The following is a 19,240-nucleotide window of genomic DNA, read 5'->3' as shown; positions in this document are numbered from 1 at the left end:
GTACTCCTGCGGCGTGTACGCGCCGTGCAGGCGCAGGCCCACCGTCGGCGTGAAGAAGAACGCCGCCGTCGCGCCGAAGATCGGCGACAGCCCCGGCGAGTACCCTTCGTCGTCGATGCTGAACCAGTCGCTGGTCCAGGCGCCGCCGGCGTAGATCCCCAGGTCGAACGCGCTGGCGCGGCGACCCATCATCATGTCGTCCTGCGCCTGCGCTCCGCCCACCGCTCCCACGGCCAGCGCGGCCGCCAGGAGGGATGTCTGCAATCGTTTCATGAGTCCTCTTCCGAACCGGGTGATGTAGCTTCTGTTCCGTCTTTTTGCCGCCGCGGTCAGTCGACCGCCTCGGCGCGGGGCCCAGCCGAACGCACGGCTGCCCCGGGGGCACTCCCCTCTCTGGCGTGTTCACCTCCCCGGATTCCGGTGGTGAAAGGGGTCCCGGTCCAGGACCGTCTCTCCCTAGAAGGCGGCCAGCACGCCGCCCAGCACCGCCCCGTACGCCACGTGCCCGGCGATCACCGCCCAGGGCGTGGCACGTCCCCAATTGAGCCCGAACCGCCCGGGAGGCGGCAGCCTGCCCTGCTTGATGCAGCCGCTGACCCGCTCCAGCAGCGGAAGGGCGGCCGCGGCCGCGGCCCCCACCAGGAGCCCCGCGGCGATTCCCGTTCCCCATCCCGTCCCGCCCATCACGCGCATGAGCCCCACGAACAGCGCGGGGAGCAGCGACACGCCCAGTCCCAGGAACAGCAGGAACCCCACCGTTTCGGTGGCGGGCACGTTGGGCTCGCGAAAGAAGATACAGCCCAGCTGGGTGGTGGGGCTGAAGCGCGTCCACTCGAAGGTGCGGAACACCCAGAACACGCACGCCGACAGGATGGTGGCCACGAACCCCGCCCACACGACCGTACCCACGGATCCCCCCATCAGCCCTTGCTCTCCCCCGGCGGCACCGCCGCGCTTCCGTCGGCCGCGTTCCGGCCCCCCGGGGCGGGCGCGGGCCGCACGTTCAATGCCCGGCGGCGCCCACCGGGGGCGCCGCCGGTGCTCCCTGACGCGCCGGCGGGGCCGTGCGTCACTCCGTCTACCGCCCGCGGAACGCTCAGCTCGCCGGGCCGGCCGCGGGGGCGGGCTCGGCCGCGGGCGCCGCGGAAGGCGCGGCCACGCTGCGCCCGTCGTCGCCGCGGCGGGGGACGCGCGACGCGTCCATCGGCGGCAGCACGTCGTCGGCCACGATGCGAAGGCTGCGGTTGAAGATGACGTCCGACACGCCCTCGGGAATGGCCATCACGTCCAGGTACAGGTCCACCGCCTCGTGCAGCGGCACCTCTTCGGCGAGCGCCTTGCCGAACACCAGGGCGTTCTGGACGTGCGTCTCGAAAAGCGAGTCCTCGGCGCGGGCGGCGGCCAGGTTGATGGTCTGCCGCAGGTCGTCCTTTACGCGGCCGCGGATGCGGCGGCGCACGCGCGAGAACACGGCGTCGAAGCGCCCCTCCTCGCTGCCGCGGTCGCCCGACTCCTCGAGCTCGTCGTCCTCGAGGTCCAGGTTCAGCTCGTCGGCCTCGGTAAGGCCGCTGCGGCGGCCGATGGCGGCCAGCGCCCGGCTGCCGACGTTGCGCGCCTGCTCGGGGGTGAGCCGCAGGATCCGGGCGTAGATGTCCAGGGCCGAATCGAACGGCAGCTCTTCCGACACCAGGTCCACCAGCGCCAGCACGTGGCGCACGTGGGTGGAAAGCAGGCGTTCCTGGCAGACGGCGGTGGTCAGGTCCACCTGCCGCTGCATGTTGCGCGAGATCTTACGGGTGAGGGCCACGGGCGCTCTCTCCGGGGTTCCGGGTGGGCGCCCCATGCGCCGGGCGCCGGGGCGGTTGCCGGGGGCGCGGAGCAAGTTCCATTCCCGGGCCGGGGCTCGAACGGTCGTTCGCCACCTGGAAGAAGAACTCACGCAGAGAGCAATTCCGTTTCTCTCCGCGCCTCTGCGTGATACAAGGTCCTGAAAAAGAATGATCGTACAGAGGAACAGAGTCAGACAGAGAAACCAATGTGATAGTTAGCTCGCTTTCTCTGTCTGACTCTGTTCCTCTGTACCCCATGGTGTTGTTTTCCCTGGATTCGGCATGAGGCCTTCTTTGGAATTGGGGACGATGCCGGACATCCGCACACGAAACGGCCCCCTTCCGAACGTTCGGAAGGGGGCCGTAATCGTCGGCGAACCGCCGTGGCTTACGGAGCCGGCGTGGCGGGGGCCGGGGTCGCCGGAGCGGGCGTGGTGGCCGGGGCCGTGCCCGTCGCGGGCGCCGCCTGGGTGCCGCCGCCCAGGGGGGGCGTGACGCCGCCCGCGGGAGCCGTCGCGCCGCCGGTCGCCGGAGCGCCGGTGGCCGGGGCCGTCGCGCCACCCTTGGCCGGAGCCGCCGGCGCAGGCGCGGCGGGTGCGGCGCCGCGGCGAAGCTCGCGCTGCAGCAGGCTCTCGTTGCTCGCCGGACGCGACGACAGGATGGAAAGCGTGAACGCCAGCAGCAGGAACGCGCCGCCACAGTACCAGCTCAGCTTGGTGAGCAGCGTGGTGGCGTGGCGCCCGCCGAAGAGCGTGTCGGTGCCGGCGCCGCCGCCCATCGCGGCAAGACCGCCGCCCTTTCCCGCCTGCAGCAGCACCACGGGAATCAGGATCAGCGCGTCGAGGATCAGCAGGATCAGCAGAAACGTAAACACGGGCAGGCCCGGGAAAGAGGCGGCATGTACGGGGAAACAGCAAACTTAGGCCAGAACGCCGGGCCGGTCAACCCGCCGCGCCGCAGATGGCCGCAAAACCGCCGGGGTCAAGGCTGGCGCCGCCCACCAGAACGCCGTCCACGCCGGGCTGCGACATGAGCTCGGCGGCGTTGTCGGGCTTGACGCTGCCGCCGTACAGAACCGGCACCGCGTCCGCCGCTTCGCGCCCGAACGCCTGCGCCAGCCGCTCGCGCACGGCGTGGTGCATGGACGCCGCGTCCCCAGGCGTGGCCGTCACCCCGGTGCCGATCGCCCAGACGGGCTCGTAGGCCACCACCAGCTCGGCGACCTCGTCCGGGCGGATGATCGACAGGACGGGCGCCAGCTGCTCGGCCACCACGGCCTCGGCGCGGCCGGCGTTGCGCTCGTCCAGCGTCTCGCCCACGCACAGGACGGGGACCAGGCCGCCGTCCAGCACGGCGCGCACCTTCTTCGCCGTCTCGTCGCTGGTCTCGCCGAAGACGTGGCGGCGCTCGCTGTGGCCCACCAGCACCAGCTCCGCGCCGGCGTCCTTGGCCATCGCCACGGAAAGCTCGCCGGTAAAGGCGCCGCTGGCTTCCCAGTGCACGTTCTGCACGCCCAGGCGCACGTCCGGCCGCCCCTGAAGCGCCTCGCGCGCGGCGGCAAAGGAGATGGCGGGGGGAAAGAAGACGACGGAGCGGTCGTCCGCGGGCGCCAGCCGGTTCAGGAAGTCGGCGAAGAATCGGGCCGTGTCGCTGGGCCCGTGGTTCATCTTCCAGTTGCCGGCGAGCACCGGCCGGCGCGGGGCGCTCACGACGCCCCCGCGTCGGCCAGGGCGGCCACGCCGGGAAGCTCCTTGCCTTCCAGGAACTCCAGCGACGCGCCGCCGCCCGTGGACACGTGCGACATCCGCGACTCCAGCCCCATCTCCGCCACCGCCGCCGCGCTGTCCCCGCCGCCGATGATCGTCGTCGCGCCGCGGTCCGTCGCCTCGGCGACCGCCTCGGCCACGCCGCGGGTGCCGGCGGCGAACTCGGCGATCTCGAACACGCCCATGGGCCCGTTCCACAGCACGGTCCGCGCGTCGGACAGCACGCGGCGGTACTCGTCCACCGTCCGCGGACCCACGTCCAGGACCATGCGGTCGGCGGGGATCGCCTCCCGGTCCACCGTCTGCACGGCCTGCCCCGCCTCCATCTTTTCGGCGACGACGGCATCCACCGGCAGCACCAGCTTGTCGCCGGAGGTGGAAAGGAGCTCGCGGGCCATGTCCAGGCGGTCGTCCTCCACCAGCGAGGTGCCGGTGGCCAGCCCCATCGCCTTGAAGAAGGTGTTCGCCATCGCCCCGCCGATCAGCAGGCGGTCCACCTGCGGCAGCAGGCTGCGGATGACGTCGATCTTCCCCGAGATCTTGGAGCCGCCCAGGATGGCCACGAACGGCCGCTCCGGCTCCGACAGCGCGCGGCCCAGGTACTGGAGCTCGCGGTCCATCAGCAGCCCCGCCACCACGGGCTTGCCCTCCAGGCGCATCACCGTGGCCACGCCAGCGGTGGAGGCGTGCGCCCGGTGCGCCGCGCCAAAGGCGTCGTTCACGTACACGTCGCCCAGCGCGGCCATCTCCTGCGCCAGCCCGGAGTCGTTCTTTTCTTCGCCGGGAAGGAAGCGGGTGTTCTCCAGCAGCAGCACGTCGCCGTCGAACATCGTCCCGATGGCGGTGCGCGCCTCGTGCCCCACCGTGTCGGCGACGAACTCCACGCGGCGCCCTTCCAGCAGCTCGCGCAGGCGGTCGGCCACGGGCTTCAGCGACATCTCGGGCACCGGCTTGCCCTTGGGGCGGCCGAAGTGCGCGAGGAGGATGACGCGCGCGCCCTGCTGCAGCAGCCCGTCCAGCGTGGGGAGCGTGGTGGTGATGCGCGTGTCGTCGGTGATGCGGCCATCGTCGTCCAGGGGGACGTTGTAGTCCACCCGGACCAGGACGCGCCGGCCGCGGACCTCGTCCGTCGTGAGGTCCGTGATCGTCTTCTTTCTTCCGCTCACAGCCGCTCGCCCATGTAGCGGGCCAGGTCGACGCAGCGGCAGCTGTAGCCCCACTCGTTGTCGTACCAGGCGATCACCTTCACCAGCCCGCCCATCACGCTGGTGGAGGGCGCGTCGACGATGGACGAGTGCGGGTTGCCGGTGTAGTCGATGGAGACCAGCTCCGTTTCTTCGTACCCCAGGATCCCCTTCATCCGCCCCTCGGAGGCGGCGCGCAGGGCGTCGTTCACCTGCCGCGCGTCCACGTCCTTTTCCAGCTCGGCCGTAAGGTCCACCACCGACACGTCGGGGGTGGGAACGCGGAACGCCACGCCGTCGATCTTGCCCTTGACCTCGGGGATCACCAGCGAGGTGGCCTTGGCGGCGCCGGTCGTGGTGGGGATGATGGACATCCCGGCGGCGCGGGCGCGGCGCAGGTCCTTGTGGGGCAGGTCCAGGATGTTCTGGTCGTTGGTGTAGGCGTGCACGGTGGTCATCAGGCCGCGCCGGAAGCCGAACTCGTCCAGCAGCACCTTGACCACGGGCGCCAGGCAGTTGGTGGTGCAGCTGGCGTTGGACACGACGTGGTGGTTGGCCGGATCGTACTTGTCGCCGTTGACGCCCAGGACGATGGTGATGTCCTCGTCCTTGGCGGGGGCGCTGATGATGACCTTCTTTGCGCCGGCCTCGATGTGCTTGGCGGCGTCGGCGCGCTTGGTGAAGCGGCCCGTGCTCTCGATGACGATGTCCACGCCCAGGTCGCGCCAGGGAAGCGCGGCGGGGTCCTTTTCGGCGAAGACGCGCACCTCGTCGCCGTCCACCACCAGGCTGTTCTCGCGCGCTTCCACGGTACCGGCGTAGATGCCGTGCACCGAGTCGTACTTGAGCAGGTGGGCCAGCGTCTTCGTGTCGGTCAGGTCGTTGACGGCCACGAAGTCGATGTCGGTGGCACCGGCCTTCTTGGCGGCCCGCAGAACGTTGCGGCCAATGCGGCCGAACCCGTTGATGGCGACGCGAATGGGCATGGTCTCTGTGTCTATGCGTGAAAAATGGACGACGGAGCGCCGGGCCCGTGTGGGCTCAGCGCTCCAGCTCCGGGATGACGCGGGCAAAGGTCGCCACGCTCACCACGCGCGCCCCCGCGTCCAGCAGCGCCTGCGAGCATGCAAGGGCCGTGGCACCGGTGGTCCACACGTCGTCCACCAGCATCACGTGCTCCCCCTGGAGCTCGGCGGCGCGCTCGGCCGGGACGGAAAAAGCGCGCGCTACGTTAGCCTTGCGCTCCCCCGGATGCAAGGCCGTCTGGGTCTTGCTCTGCCTGGTCCGCGCCAGCACGTCGGGGCTCGCCGTCCACCCCATCTTTTTGGCGAAGGCGGTGGCCAGCAGCGCCGCCTGGTTGTAGCCGCGCTCGCGCAGCCGGGCCGCGCTGGTGGGCACGGGCACCACCAGGCGCACCTCGTCTTCGACGTCGCGGGGCCACGACATCTCGGACATGCGCTGGGCCATGGGGTCGGCCGCGCCCTCCCAGCCGCGGTACTTGAGGGCGTGGCAGATGCCCTTGACCTCGGGCCCCATGACGAACGCGGCGCGGATGGCGCGCACGGCCTGCGGCCAGTCGCCGCAGGTGCGGCACTTGGGGCGCGGGTCCTCGTGGGCGGGGACGGGGGCCCAGCAGCGCTCGCAGCGCGGGTGCGGCAGCGTGCGGCACTTTACCCAGCACAGCCGGCAGACCAGGCGGTCCTTTTCGGTGGTGGGGATGGGGCGGTCGCAGCTCACGCAGACCGGCGCGAACACCAGGTCCATGGCGCCGTCGCCCAGCTCGCCCAGCACGTCTCTCAGGTAGGGCATCGTCGGTCCTGCGGATTTGATGATGAAAGAGCGGGACGTCGTCAACGGCTCGTTTGGGCGTGTCCCTGCGCTGCGCTCCGGGCCGGGCTGCGCGCGCCGTAGGGCACGATACAACTGTGCCCAACGGCGCCGAGCCCCCGGCGCGCCGGCCTCTCGCGCGAAATCCTCCGGCCTCGTGCACGGCGCGCCGGGTTCTCGGCCCTGCGGGCGCGCATCCCTCACGCGGTTGCGGCGGCGGCGGACGCAGACCGGCCGGTGCATCACGTCCGGCGCCCGGCGGGCTTCCACCCGCGGTGCGTCGCGAATCGGGCTCATCCGACGCAAACGGCGGCCCACGCACCGACAGAATGGGACAGAGCAGTCACTTTTCGAAAGCCCCCCGCGCCGCATCGGTCCCGGCGAAGGTGCGGAAGCTATCGGACAGAGTGAACGCCGTCCACTGGGGGGCCCGAAACGCGGTTCGCGCGGCTTCGGCTGAACACGTCGCGGGTGCAGATCCTGGCTTGGCCTGACAGGGAATAGGGAATAGGGAATAGGGAACAGGGGACAGGGAACAGGGGACAGCCGGCAACGGCAGGCCGGAGCCGCTACTGCTGGCCCAGGTTCCGTGAGCAAGGGTCTGCGCAGCAGGCAGGGAACTCACACGGAGTCAACGGAGTTTTCTCGTTCCGTTCCGCTGCTCCCACGGTTCGACGTCTGGTGGATGTGAGCGGAGGCATGGCGCGCCGGTCGACGAGGCACGAGCTGGCGTGGGCTGTCGGAAACGGCGAAAGAGATGGAATGCGGCGGGGTGCCATCCGCGTTTTTTCAGGGAGGAGGCGGATCACCCGATGATCTTTGAAGCGCATCGAACCAGGCCGAACGCACCCCCTGATGCGCGATCCTGAGAACCATCCGCCCACGTCGAGGGTCGCGAGCGGCACGTGGCCAGACGCCGTCTTTTCCCGGGTTCGGGATGAGGCCCATTCGTTTTCAGAGCCTGGGATGCTCCGGCGCCGATCAGCCGACGCCGCCGGCCAGCTCGCGCAGCACCGTGCGCTCGGCGGTGGAGAGCTGGCGGTTGCCGCGCGCCTTGGCACGGACACGCCGGGTCTGGAACGCGCGCAGCCGCTGCAGCGAGGCGTTGCGCTCGCGCTCCACCTGGTCCAGCGTGCGCCGCAGGAACTCGTCCGTCGGGGGCTCGCGGCCGGGCTCGTACCCAAAGTCCAGCTCCAGGCAAGCGCTCACGCGGGTGTAGCTGCCGCCGGTGAGCGCGCAGAACGACCGCACGCACGCGCGCAGGCTGCTCAGCCGCAGCCAGACGGGATGCGCGGGGTCGCGGACGCGGCGAGCGTGGTAGCTGAACGACATCCGCCGGCGGGAGGAGCCGCGATCAGCGGGCGGAGACCAGCTTGATGACGAACACCAGGGTGGCGTTGGGCGGAACCCGCCCCACGCTCTGCGTCCCGTACGCCTCGGAGGCCGGCACCACCAGCTGCCGCTGCCCCCCCACGCGCATCCCGACGATGCCGGTCTGCCAGCCGCGGATGACGCCGCCGGCGCCCAGCACGAACTCCACCGGCGGGCTGGGCGGGGCCGCGGCGTCGAACTGCGTGCCGTCGGGGAGAAAGCCGGCAAAGTGCACCCCCACCCGGCTTCCCCGCCGCACCGACGGCCCGCTCCCCACCACCAGGTCGCGCACCAGCACCCCGTCGCGCATGCGCTCCATCGCGGCCACGTCCACCCCCAGCGACGGCGCAAAGGTGATGGACTCCGGCGCAAGCGCGCCCGACGTGCCCCCGGCGCTGCAGGCGGTCGCGATCAGCAGGATGGGCAGGCAGAGCAGACGACGCATCTTTTCTCTCGTACGAGGGGTGGATGATCGGGGTGGATGGGTGGGACGATGGCAGGATGTCTCCAGACCTTCCACGATTGACTTCCTGAGGGAGGCGCCGCCCTGGAATCTGAATGCACGATGCACCCTGGCGCCGACCGAAGGACCTCGCCGGCCGTATGAATGGGCTGGATCGCAACTCAGGATCTGCCCCCGTCGTATCCCAGAGGAGGTCCTTCGGCCGCGCGCTCATTGTTGTGCAGCTTCGGACTACACGTGGTGCGCTCCCTCAGGAAGTCAAATCTTCCGCGCAGGAAGATGACGACTGGGATTGATTGATGAAAGACCGGGAGCCCGGCCCGCGTGGCGGACCGGGCTCCCGACATCAGCCGAGGCGGATCACACGCTGCCGCGTGTGGAGCCGCGCTCGTAGCCGCGCTGGCCAAAGTCGCGCAGGGTGTCGTAGCTCCCCGCCCGGCTGCCGGTGTAGCCGCCGCGCAGGTGCGGCTCCACGTCGGTGTAGCCGCGGCCGGCGTACTCCGGGTTGCGGCCCGCCACGTAGCCCAGCACGTACACCGTGCGTGCCTGGCTGTAGGGTACGCCGCTGCTGCGCACCGGGTGGCTCTCGTAGTAGGTGCGGCAGTCCCGCTCTTCCTCCTCCGAAAGCTCCGCCGCGGCGCTGAACAGCTTTTTGCTGGCCCAGTAGCCGCCGGCCACCAGCGCCACGCCCGCCACCACGCGCTTCCACTCGAACGCGGTCCGCGCGAACTCGCGCACGCGGCCAAAGCGCTCGGTGTCGCCGTAGTCGCGCTGCACGTCGACCTCCACCTCTTCGTAGGTGCGGTCGGCGTACACCGGGTTGCTGGCCGCCGCGTGCCCCGCGGCGTAGCCCGTCCGCGCCTCGTCGTACGTGCCCGCGGTCCCCTCGGTGCCCACGGTGCTGTAGTGGCTGCGGTACGTGGGCTCGTGCAGCTCGAAGTCCTCCGTGCCGCTCACCATCCCGTCGCCCAGCCCCGCCGTCCCGCCGAGGTCCGATCCGCCCCCCGTCGAGCCGCCGTACCCGCCGGTCGAGCCGCCCGTCGATCCACCCAGGCCGCTGCCGCCGGTCGACCCGCCGTACCCGCCCGTCGATCCGCCGCCCGTCGATCCGCCGAGGCCGCTGCCCCCCGTCGAGCCGCCGAGGCCGCTGTCGGAGAGTCCGCTTCCCGCGCCGCCCGTCGAGCCGCCGTACCCGCCGGTCGAGCCGCCACCCGTCGATCCACCCAGCCCGCTGCCACCCGTCGATCCGCCGGTCGAGCCGCCGAGCCCACCCGTCGATCCACCCAGCCCGCCCGTCGAGCCGCCGCTGGTCCCGCCGCCGCCAAGGCCGCTATCCGACAGCCCGCTGCCGCCCGCCGTGCCGCCACCCGGGCCACCCGTCGAACCGCCGCCGGTGGATCCGGACGTCGAGCCGCCGGACGATCCGGCATTGGTTCCGTCGATGGGATCGTTGAAGCTCTGCATCGTACCTCCTTCGCGCGGGGAATCCAAAAATCCGGGCAGGGGACCCATGCAGGCTTCACGCCATCGATGAGCGCAGGCAAAGGGATGCTCGTGATCCGGGAACCGGCCAGGATCCCTGACGACATCTACAAACTTTGGACGCCGCCGTCAGAGCTCCCGCCGGCCGTCGCGGAAGATGCGGATGCCTTCCTTGCCGCCGTGCAGCAGCAGCCGCGCCCCGCGGCCGCCGTACGCGCGCATCAGGTCCAGCATCATGGGCTCTTCGCCGTGCCAGGGGTAGCCGTACACCAGGTCGAAGTCCTCCAGCGGATGCCGCAGCTCCGGGTACGCCGACGCCCCGTGCCCGATGGTGCCGATGCGGTCGTCGCCCGTCCGCGAGCGGTAGCGGTACCCCGCGGGCAGAAAGCTGCCCGCCGCGAACCGGGCGCCCGAATCGAACCGCCGCGCCAGCTCCCGGGCCACGTCCACCAGCTTGCCGTCCAATTCGATGCCGTACGCCTCGTAGCCCAGCATGTCGGCCATGATGGTGATGACGCCCGTGGCCGATCCCAGCTCCAGAAAGCGCAGCCCGGGCGCGCGCAGCCGAAGCAGCGTCTGCAGCACGTGGTCGTAGTCGGCCGGGACGAACGGATGCCAGTTCTCCTGCCGCACCTCCTCGTCGAAGCGCCGCCAGATCTCCCAGCCCTCTTCGCTCAGCGCGGAGATCCGCGCGCGGAGGGCGGGCTCCAGCTCCTGCTCCTCCGCCGAGAGGGTGCCGCTCATCGGCCCGCCGGGGACGCGGTCATTCGTCGTCCTCGCCGTCATCGTCCGAGGCGCCCTCGAGGTCCTCGTCGCCCTGCAGGATCTCGCCCTCGCCGGCCGCGGCCTCCGCCTTTCGCTGCTCCTTCTTGGCCAGCTTCTCGTCCTTCTTCTTCTGCTTGTCGATTTCCTTCTGCCGCTTCTCGAATCCGTAGTTTGGCCTGCGTGCCATGTATCCCCCGATTGTTGCCGTGAATGCAAGCGCCGGCGCCCCGTCAGGGCGCCCCGCCGCACGGTTCTGCACCTTTCAGTCCGCCAACACAGGCGCGCGGGCCAACCGGCCGCGAACACGACGGTAGGATCGCACAAAAACACGACGGCGTCTGCACGCGATCGAGCGTGCAGACGCCGGGGATTTCGACGATCGGAACGCGACCGCCCGCCGGCGAATCGCGGACTCCATCATCCGCGTCGCTTCACGTAGTCGCCGTATTCATCCTGGACCACACCCCCGTTGACGAAGCGGTCGGGAGACGCCCCGTAGCGTTCCACCGCGAGCGCGATCGCCTCCTCCACCGTCGGCAGGCGGTGTTCACCGGCCGCGTCGTCCTCATCGTATTCGGTCAGGGGCGTGAAGTCGTAGACGTCCCAGAAGCTCTCGTCGCCCTGGTCGTACGCTTCGTGAAGCGACAGGACGACGGCGTCTTCTTCCTGGCACAACGTGATCCAGCGGATCGCGGGCTCCCCGCCGTCGTCGAAGCCGCCCAGGAACTGCTCGACGCACGCGCCGCGGTTCAGCGCGGTGCGAATGAACGGAAGGATCAGGTAGCGGGTCCCGGCGATGTTCGACGGCGAGATCGCCGGCTGGATCTCCGCGACGGCCGGATTCGGCGGGATGGAGCGCAGGAAATCGTCGATCTCGGCCGTGGAGCGCAGGATCACCGCCCGCTGATCCGGCCGCAGCGCCGCGAGCCTGGCCAGGACACCGGGACGCTGCGTTCGCGGATACTCCCAGATCCAGCGAATGAACTCCCCCGTCAGCCGCTCGCTGCATCCCGGGGTCATGTCCGGCCGCCCGCCGCGGCGATGGACAATGCGCCGCTTGAACGCGCGCCACAGGCAGAGCGTGCGCGGCAGGTCCAGGAACACCGCCGTATCGCAGGCGGCCAGGCGCCGGTCCAGCGTGCCGGCGTAGTTGCCGTCCATCACCCAGCGATCTCGCGCGAGCAGCCCGTCCACCGTCCGCACCCACTCGTCCTTCGGTGTCTTGACCCATCCGGGCTTCCAGTAGATCGCGTCCAGGTGGATGAGCGGCAGCCCGGCTCGCTCCGCCAGCCGCGCCGCGAACACCGACTTCCCCGCCCCGCTGGAGCCGATCACCAGGATCTTTTGCATCACGGATCACGAAGGGACGCCAGGAGTAATCGCACCACGCGGGACAAGCGCGCGCGATGATTTTCAAACGCGAGGATCAGATTGGACAAATTATCGGAACCGCCGGTTGCTCCCGGTTCGGTCCCGTGTTGAAGGAACCGCTCGTCACTCTGCCAGCGCCGCGCGCATCACGTCCAGCGGCGGCTCCATCTTCCACCAGCGGCGGAACGCGGCGGCGCCCTGGCCGATCAGCATCTCCTTGCCGTCGGCGGCGGAGAGGCCGCGGGCGCGCAGGGCGTGCACCCAGCGCGTCTCGTTCGGCGAATAGACCAGGTCCAGCGCCGCGCCGATCTCCGGGCCGGGCGCGTCCGGATCCAGCGGGAGCGGATCGGCGGGCTTCAGGCCCAGCGAGGTGCTGTTGATGGCCAGGTCGAAGCGCTCGCCCGCGAGCGCATCCACCGCGCCCGCCACGTCGATGCGCACGCCGGGCACGCGGAACCGCTCCGCCAGCGCCCGTGCGCGCTCCACGGTGCGGTTGGCGATGACGATGCGCTCCACGCCCGCGTCCGCCAGCGCGCAGACCGCCGCGCTCGCCGCGCCGCCCGCGCCCACCAGCAGCACGCGCGCTCCCGCGGGCGGGCGCCCCAGCAGCACGTGGACCGCCTGCAGCACCCCCGCCACGTCCGTGTTGTCGCCGTGTACCGCGCCGTCCTCCAGCCAGTACGTGTTGCAGGCGCCCGTCCGCAGCACCGCCTGGCTGGGCCGCTCCACCGTGGCCGCGGCGAGCGCCTTGTGCGGCACCGTCACGTTGCCGCCACCGCCCGCCCGCGCAATGCCGCGGATGAGCCCCGGCGCGTCGTCCGCGGAGCAGCGCAGCGCGACGAACGCCGCGTCCAGCCCGAGGGCGCGGATCGCGGCGTTCTGGAACTTCGGAGACAGGGAGTGCGATACGGGATCGCCCAGCAGGGCGAACAGCCGGGTGGCGGCCGTGGGAGCGGTCACGGATGAAGGATGGGGGCCAGCCGGTCCAGCGCCTGCCCCACCAGCCGGTGCAGCTCGTCGTAGGTGTCCTGGTACACCGACTCCGGCCCGCCAAAGGGGTCGCGGATGGAGTAGCCGTTCTCCGCGCCGCTGGCGAAGTCGCCCAGTGTGAGCGCCTTTTCAGCGCCCCCCAGGCGCCACACGCCGTCCAGGTGCGACGGCCCCATCCCCAGCACCAGGTCCGCCCACGCCACCAGGTCGGGGGTAAGCGGCTGGCTGCGGTGGCCGGCCAGGTCGATGCCGTGCCGCGCCGCCACCGTCACCGAGTGCCCCGTCGCTCCGTCGCCGGGGCGCGCGGCGATGCCGGCCGACGCCACGCTCACGTGCTTCCACCCGCGCCGCGCCAGCTCGGCGCGGGCAATGCCCTCCGCCAGCGGCGAGCGGCAGGTGTTGCCCGTGCAGACGAACAGGATGTTGAACGTGGTGGTCGCCGGCGTGTCGGGGGCCGCCTGCTGGCTCATCTCCGGTCCCATCGCGAGGTCGTACACGGCTGTCGGTACATGGCTGCAACGGATCGGCCCAATCTACACACCCGCGGCACCCTCGTGCAATCCGAAACACCGAAAGAAGATGGCCTCACACAGAGTCAGCAGAGTCAACAGAGTGGTTTCACGGTGTCACCCCCCACGAACGCGCGCGGGAACGGCACGAGCGAACTCTGTTAACCCTGCTGACTCTGTGTGAGGCCGTTTGCGATGGCTTCCGCGATCGGGAGGTCTTCCTGGCGCGTGACCTTGAGGTTGTCGTACGCGCCCATCACCACGCGCACGGGACCCACGTAGCGCGCGTAGAGCCCCGCGTCGTCCGTGGCGGCGACGCCGTCAGCGCGGGCGCGATGGTACGCGTCGAGGAGCGCGGCGCGCGGAAAGCCCTGCGGCGTCTGCGCCTGCCAGAGCGCGGCACGGTCCGGGGTGGCGGTGATGACGCCGCCCGCATCCACCTGCTGGATGGTGTCCGTCACCGGCACCGCCGCGATGGCGCCACCCTCCGCGCACCCGTCCAGCACCCGGTCGATGATGTCGGTGGATACGAACGGCCGCGCGCCGTCGTGGATCAGCACGTGGCTGACGTCTTCAGCGAGGGCGAGAAGGCCGTTGAGCACGGAATCGCCCCGCTCCGCGCCGCCCGCGACCGTGTGGATCGGCAGGCCGGCGAGCCAGCGGGGCGGATCGGCCACATCGTCCGTGGGGAGCACGACGACGATGGACGTGATGCGGGGATGATGGAGGAAGGGGCGGATGGCGCGCAGCAGCACGGGCTCGCCGCCGACCTCCAGGTACTGCTTGCGCACGGGCCCGCCCAGGCGCGTTCCCGCGCCCCCGGCCACGACGACGGCCGCCGCGCGCACCGTCAGCCGAAGATGGCGCCGACGAGGGCGCGCACGTCCTCCGCCGGCACGGCGCGGATCCCGGAGGGCAGCGTCTGCGGCACCGCGCGCGGCGAAAGGTACGCCGTGCGAAAGCCCATCCGCGCCGCCTCGGACAGCCGCCGCTCCACCTGCCCCACCGGCCGGATCTCGCCCCCCAGCCCCAGCTCGCCGATGAACACCGCGTCCGAGGGCGCGGGACGGTCGAACACACTGGACGCCAGCGCCACCGCCACCGCCACGTCCCCCGCCGTCTCGGCCAGCCGCAGCCCGCCCACCACGTTCAGGAACACGTCCAGCTGGCCAAAGGTGAGGCCGGCGCGCTTTTCCAGCACCGCCAGCAGCAGCGCCAGCCGCTTGTGGTCCAGCCCCGTGCTTACCCGCTGCGGCGCGCCGTAGCTGGCCTTGGCCGCCAGCGCCTGCACCTCCACCAGCAGCGGCCGCGTCCCCTCCATCGTCGCCACGACGGCCGAGCCGGAGGCGCCGCTGTGGCGCTCGCCCAGGAACAGCTCCGACGGGTTGCCCACCGGCGCCAGCCCCGCCGCCGTCATGCGAAAGACGCCGATCTCGTCCACCCCGCCAAAGCGGTTCTTGGTGGCGCGCAGCACCCGGTTGTCCAGCCCGCCCGCGGACTCGAAGTAGAGCACGGTGTCGACGATGTGCTCCAGCGTCTTGGGCCCCGCGATGCCGCCGCCCTTGGTGACGTGGCCCACCAGGAACACCGCCGTCCCCGTCTGCTTGGCGAAGCGCTGCAGCCGCGCCGCGCACTCGCGCACCTGCCCCACGTTTCCCGGCGCGCCCTCCAGCTCCGGCGTGTAGACGGTCTGGATGCTGTCGATCAGCAGCACCTGCGGCGCCAGCTCGGCCGCGCGCAGCAGGATGGTGTCCAGCTCCGTCTCGGCCAGCAGCGTCACCGAGCCGGCCGCCTCTTCCAGCCGGTCCGCCCGCAGCTTTACCTGGTGGGGCGATTCTTCGCCCGACACGTACAGCGTGCGCTTTTCCGCGCCTTCCAGCCGCCCCGCCACCTGCAGCAGGATGGTGGACTTGCCGATCCCCGGCTCGCCGCCCACCAGCACCACCGAGCCGGGGACGATGCCGCCGCCCAGCACGAAGTCGAACTCCGCCAGCCCCGTGGCCCAGCGCTGCGACTCGGCGCCCTCCACGTCGCGCAGCCGTACCGGCGCGGCGACCGGGCCCGCCGCGCGCGCGGACGCGCCGGCGGCGGCCTTTGCGCGCCTGGGCGCGGCGGGCTCTTCCACCAGCGTGTTCCACTCGTGGCAGGCGGGGCACTGCCCCTGCCACCGCGACGTCTCGTTGCCGCACTCGCGGCAAAAGAACGCGGTCCGCGTCTTTGCCATCAGCCGCCCCTGTTCATCCGCCGTACCCGCCGCCCTCGTCCGAGCGCTTGGTGGCATTTTCGAACCGCGTGAATTCCTTCTGGAAGTGCATGCGTGCAATGCCCGTGGCACCGTTGCGCTGCTTGCCGATGATGACCTCGGCGACTCCCTCCAGGCTGTTCCCGTCCTTGTCCGTCGGCCCGTAGTAGTATTCCGGGCGATACAGGAACATGATGACGTCCGCGTCCTGCTCGATTGCGCCGGAGTTGTGGCTCACGATTCCATCCGCCAGCCAGCACGCCGGCCCGGGGACCGTCAGGTCGAACACCTCCTCTTCGCCCTCCGCCACTACCTCCACCACCCGATCCCAGAACAGGTCGCTCTCCGCCCACTCGCGCAGCCTGTCGTCCTCCAAAAGCGTCGCGTACTCCGTCATCACGGCGCGGGACGTTCCTGCGTCCGGCACGCCGCTTGGCTCCGCCGACGCACGGGTCGCATCAGCGCGTTCCAGCCCGGCTCGCTCCAGCAATGCCGAGGCGACGGCAAGCCGATCACCCGGTGCGAGTTCCGACACGTGTACCCAGCCGGCGGGACCGCGCAGGCGATGCTCAGCCGTAGCCCGGATGTGCCGTCCGCATTCAAGCCGAACGTTGAACACCGGCTTCCGCCCCACGGACCACACCAGATCACTCACCGCGTTGATCAACTGCCCTGACTCCGATACGCTCAGCACTTCGGGCGTCGTGCCCACCAGCTCGCGGATCGGCACGCGGCGCCCGTCCGCCAGCATTACCAGCGTGTCTCCGGTGACGCACTCACGCAGGTCCGACATCATCGGGCGCTTGTCGGGGCGCGATTCCACGGCGCGGGACAGCTGCGAAAGTGCCACCACGGGGACTTCCAGCTCCTTCGCCAGCGCCTTCAGGCCTCGCGAGATCTCCGAGACCTCCTGCTGGCGGTTCTCCGTCTTTGCGTTGCCCTGCATCAGCTGCAGGTAGTCGACGATGATCATCGACAGGTCGTCGCGGTCCGACTTCAGGCGGCGCGCCTTGGCCCGCATCTCCAGCACCGAGATGCCCGGCGTGTCGTCGATGAAGATGGGCGCCGTGTTCAGCAGCCCCGCCGCCTGGGCAAGCCGCGGATAGTCGTCGTCCCGCAGGCGGCCCGTGCGCACGCGGCCGGCGTCCACGCGCGCCTCGGACGTAAGCAGACGCTGGACGAGCGAGTCCTTGCTCATTTCCAGCGAAAAGAACGCGACGCACTTGCCCTCGGCGATGGCCGCGTGCTGCGCGATGTTGAGCGTGAACGCGGTGTTGTGCACGCACACGTCGTTCGAAACGAAGTTGTGCGTGCCGGGGACGGTCAGGTCGTACACCTGCTTGCGACCCAGCGGCTCGATGGAGACGACCTCGTCCCAGTACACGTCGCTCTCCGCCAGCGCGGACAGCTCGGCGTCGCCCAGCGCGCGGGCCAGGACGGACAGCCGGTCGCGGGAAAGCGCGCGCCGCCCCACGTGCAGGTTGCTCCATCCCGCGATCCCCGCGCGGCGCGCCAGCGAGGCCCACGACTCGCCGCCCTTGGCCGCCGCGATGCGCTCCCAGATCTGCCGGGGGACCAGGTCGCGGCTGGTCTGGTAGCGCTTCTGCTCCAGCGCCCGCTCCACGCGCGCGACCGCCGCTTCCTTGCCAAAGATGCCGATCTCCCGCGCGAAGGTGCGCAGCGAGCGGGCGTCCGTCACGTCCAGTTGCCACGCGGGTCGCCGGCCGCCGGCGTATTTCATCATCCGCCGACGCAGGCTGGCGATGACGCCAAAGCGCAGCAGCAGGTGCTGAAGCTGCCGCGCCAGCCGCTCACTGACGGTGGCGTAGCCCACCTGCGCCTGGCCGCTGGCCAGGACCGTGGCCCAGCCGTCCGTGGCGAACAGCCGGTTCAGGAACAGCGCGACCCCTTCGCGGCGCAGGGTAAAGACCGGCGCCGGGACCGTCTTTTCCGCCGCGCCCTTTCCCCACGTGCCCAGCCCGTCCAGCCACGCCACCAGCGGGTTGCGGTCGATTTGCGGATCCGCCGCGAGATCGACCCCCAGCGCGGCGCCAGGGGCCTCGCGCCGGGCCGCGGCGGGCACCGCCATCCCGTTGATCCAGTGGCTGACGGACGACGGGCGTACCCCCACCGCCGCCGCCAACCGCCACCCCTCGCCCCGCGCGCGCGGCATCGCATCCGCCACCGCAGCGGCGAACTCCGCACGCGCCGCGGACGTCGCCTCCTGATCGCGGCGGACGTTCAGGTACGGCGTCCGCGTGCCGCGCGAATCCTCCCGCGTCACCGCCACCCCGCCGAACTCCGCCACCGCGCCGCTGAAGTCGTCCAGGACGCGGGGATCGGCGTTGGTGAAGCGCGGATTGGTCCCCGTCAGCCCACCGTCGCCGATCAGGTACGCCAGCAGCGTGACCTCGCACGCCCGCATCTCGCCCGTGCCGAAGACGGGGATGCGGCGCGGCACGGCCACGTGGCCGCCGGCCTGGATCTCGCCCAGCGGCTTCCATCCATCCACCGTAAGGAACGGGTGCGACAGCGTGGTCTCGATGCGCCGGCCCAGGCGCGTGGTCACGCGAAACACCGGCTTCTCGCCGTCGTCCACGAAGGCGCTGGGCTCCGTGATCCCCAGCTTCCAGTCCGTGCCCAGCGTCAGCAGCCGGGCCTGGCGGCGGCGGTAGATCTCCTCGATCGTCGCGACGCTGCCGTCCTCCAGCACGATCTCGCTGTCGTGCGCCAGGCACTTTCCCATCGACGGGCGCGCGGCGACGATGATCAGGTCGCCCTTCTGGAACCCGGCCGTCATCTCGTCCAGGTCGTAGAAGCCGGTGGGGACGCCGGTGACGGCGGAGCTGTTCTGCGACAGCAGCTCGATGCGCTCCATCGCCGGCCACAGCAGCTCCTTGATCCAGACGAAGCCCTTGCGCTCGTGCGTCTGGGCGATCTGGAAGATGCGGCTTTCGGCCTGGTCCAGGAGCTGGTCGATGTCGCCCTGGTGGGCGTACGTCTCCTGGATGGTGATGGTGGACGCCTCGATGAGCCGGCGCAGCACCGCCTTTTCGCGGACGATCTTGGCGTGGTACTCGATGTTGGCCGCCGTGGGCACCGCGTCCAGCACCGACGCGATGAACTGCAGCCCGCCCACCGCCTCCAGGTCGCCCGCCCCGCGCAGCTCCTCGGCCAGCGTCACCGGGTCGATGACGTCGCCGCGCTCGAAGATGCGCCGCATGGCCCGGAAGGCCCGGCGGTTCCCCTCGCGGTAGAACATCGAGTCGTCGACGACCTCGATGGCCTTGGTGAGCGCGTCGCCGTCGATGATCATTCCGCCCAGCACCGCCAGCTCCGCCTCGGCGGAATAGGGGGCGCTGCGGTCGGTGAATGCCTCGGGAGGCGCGATCCTGGGGACGAACGGGGATGCGATGGCCATCGGGTATTCCGGTACTTCTG

General features: G+C 70.9%; 19 protein-coding genes. All 19 read right to left on the bottom strand.

The features are described from left to right. On the bottom strand, window positions 1-273 hold a 273-nt coding region (locus VGC13_RS21475), incomplete at its 3' end, for a hypothetical protein (protein ID WP_331127342.1). A gap of 183 nt (window positions 274-456) precedes the next feature. Continuing rightward, entirely contained in the window at window positions 457-909 is a 453-nt protein-coding gene (locus VGC13_RS21470; protein WP_331127341.1) for a hypothetical protein, read from the bottom strand. Between the two features lie 187 nt (window positions 910-1,096). After that, on the bottom strand, window positions 1,097-1,807 hold the full coding sequence (locus tag VGC13_RS21465; RefSeq protein ID WP_331127340.1) for a hypothetical protein: 711 nt from the start codon (window positions 1,805-1,807) through the stop codon (window positions 1,097-1,099). A gap of 410 nt (window positions 1,808-2,217) precedes the next feature. Then, window positions 2,218-2,703, bottom strand: coding sequence for a preprotein translocase subunit SecG (gene secG / locus VGC13_RS21460; protein ID WP_331127339.1), 486 nt, complete (start codon window positions 2,701-2,703; stop codon window positions 2,218-2,220). A 67-nt stretch (window positions 2,704-2,770) separates the two neighbouring features. Next, the gene (tpiA, locus tag VGC13_RS21455) at window positions 2,771-3,538 is read right to left on the bottom strand and encodes a triose-phosphate isomerase (RefSeq protein WP_331127338.1); all 768 of its coding nucleotides are present in this window, start codon (window positions 3,536-3,538) and stop codon (window positions 2,771-2,773) included. Next, complete coding sequence (locus VGC13_RS21450) at window positions 3,535-4,761, bottom strand: phosphoglycerate kinase (protein ID WP_331127337.1); 1,227 nt, start codon at window positions 4,759-4,761, stop codon at window positions 3,535-3,537. Before VGC13_RS21450 ends, tpiA begins: the two co-directional genes overlap by 4 nt. Continuing rightward, a complete protein-coding gene (gap, locus tag VGC13_RS21445) occupies window positions 4,758-5,765 on the bottom strand; it encodes a type I glyceraldehyde-3-phosphate dehydrogenase (RefSeq protein WP_331127336.1) in 1,008 nt (335 codons plus the stop codon). Before gap ends, VGC13_RS21450 begins: the two co-directional genes overlap by 4 nt. A 55-nt stretch (window positions 5,766-5,820) precedes the next feature. Then, on the bottom strand, window positions 5,821-6,588 hold the full coding sequence (locus VGC13_RS21440; RefSeq protein ID WP_331127335.1) for a ComF family protein: 768 nt from the start codon (window positions 6,586-6,588) through the stop codon (window positions 5,821-5,823). Between the two features lie 999 nt (window positions 6,589-7,587). Continuing rightward, the gene (locus tag VGC13_RS21435) at window positions 7,588-7,938 is read right to left on the bottom strand and encodes a hypothetical protein (RefSeq protein WP_331127334.1); all 351 of its coding nucleotides are present in this window, start codon (window positions 7,936-7,938) and stop codon (window positions 7,588-7,590) included. 22 nt (window positions 7,939-7,960) lie between these two features. Further along, a complete protein-coding gene (locus VGC13_RS21430) occupies window positions 7,961-8,422 on the bottom strand; it encodes an FKBP-type peptidyl-prolyl cis-trans isomerase (RefSeq protein ID WP_331127333.1) in 462 nt (153 codons plus the stop codon). A 378-nt stretch (window positions 8,423-8,800) separates the two neighbouring features. Then, window positions 8,801-9,904: a hypothetical protein gene (locus tag VGC13_RS21425; protein WP_331127332.1), complete on the bottom strand. Its 1,104-nt coding sequence runs from the start codon at window positions 9,902-9,904 to the stop codon at window positions 8,801-8,803. 147 nt (window positions 9,905-10,051) lie between these two features. Then, the gene (locus tag VGC13_RS21420) at window positions 10,052-10,666 is read right to left on the bottom strand and encodes a hypothetical protein (protein ID WP_331127331.1); all 615 of its coding nucleotides are present in this window, start codon (window positions 10,664-10,666) and stop codon (window positions 10,052-10,054) included. Between the two features lie 19 nt (window positions 10,667-10,685). Continuing rightward, window positions 10,686-10,874, bottom strand: coding sequence for a hypothetical protein (locus tag VGC13_RS21415; protein WP_331127330.1), 189 nt, complete (start codon window positions 10,872-10,874; stop codon window positions 10,686-10,688). Between the two features lie 230 nt (window positions 10,875-11,104). Next, the gene (locus tag VGC13_RS21410; RefSeq protein ID WP_331127329.1) at window positions 11,105-12,037 is read right to left on the bottom strand and encodes a hypothetical protein; all 933 of its coding nucleotides are present in this window, start codon (window positions 12,035-12,037) and stop codon (window positions 11,105-11,107) included. Window positions 12,038-12,181: 144 nt separating this feature from the next. Beyond that, complete coding sequence (gene aroE, locus VGC13_RS21405; protein ID WP_331127328.1) at window positions 12,182-13,018, bottom strand: shikimate dehydrogenase; 837 nt, start codon at window positions 13,016-13,018, stop codon at window positions 12,182-12,184. Continuing rightward, window positions 13,015-13,545 (bottom strand): low molecular weight protein arginine phosphatase, encoded by a 531-nt coding sequence (locus VGC13_RS21400; protein ID WP_331127327.1) that lies wholly within the window; start codon window positions 13,543-13,545, stop codon window positions 13,015-13,017. The genes aroE and VGC13_RS21400 overlap by 4 nt, the downstream gene beginning before the upstream one ends. A 173-nt stretch (window positions 13,546-13,718) precedes the next feature. Next, window positions 13,719-14,405 (bottom strand): 2-C-methyl-D-erythritol 4-phosphate cytidylyltransferase, encoded by a 687-nt coding sequence (gene ispD, locus VGC13_RS21395; protein ID WP_331127326.1) that lies wholly within the window; start codon window positions 14,403-14,405, stop codon window positions 13,719-13,721. Between the two features lie 2 nt (window positions 14,406-14,407). Beyond that, complete coding sequence (gene radA / locus VGC13_RS21390) at window positions 14,408-15,781, bottom strand: DNA repair protein RadA (protein WP_331127325.1); 1,374 nt, start codon at window positions 15,779-15,781, stop codon at window positions 14,408-14,410. Window positions 15,782-15,794: 13 nt separating this feature from the next. Continuing rightward, complete coding sequence (gene dnaB, locus VGC13_RS21385; protein ID WP_331127324.1) at window positions 15,795-19,220, bottom strand: replicative DNA helicase; 3,426 nt, start codon at window positions 19,218-19,220, stop codon at window positions 15,795-15,797. Between the last annotated feature and the right edge of the window lie 20 nt (window positions 19,221-19,240).

Source organism: Longimicrobium sp. (assembly GCF_036399255.1).
In the GTDB taxonomy this organism is placed as follows: domain Bacteria; phylum Gemmatimonadota; class Gemmatimonadetes; order Longimicrobiales; family Longimicrobiaceae; genus Longimicrobium.
Note: the sequence above shows the minus strand (reverse complement) of the source record. Positions and strands in the feature narration are given on the sequence as shown.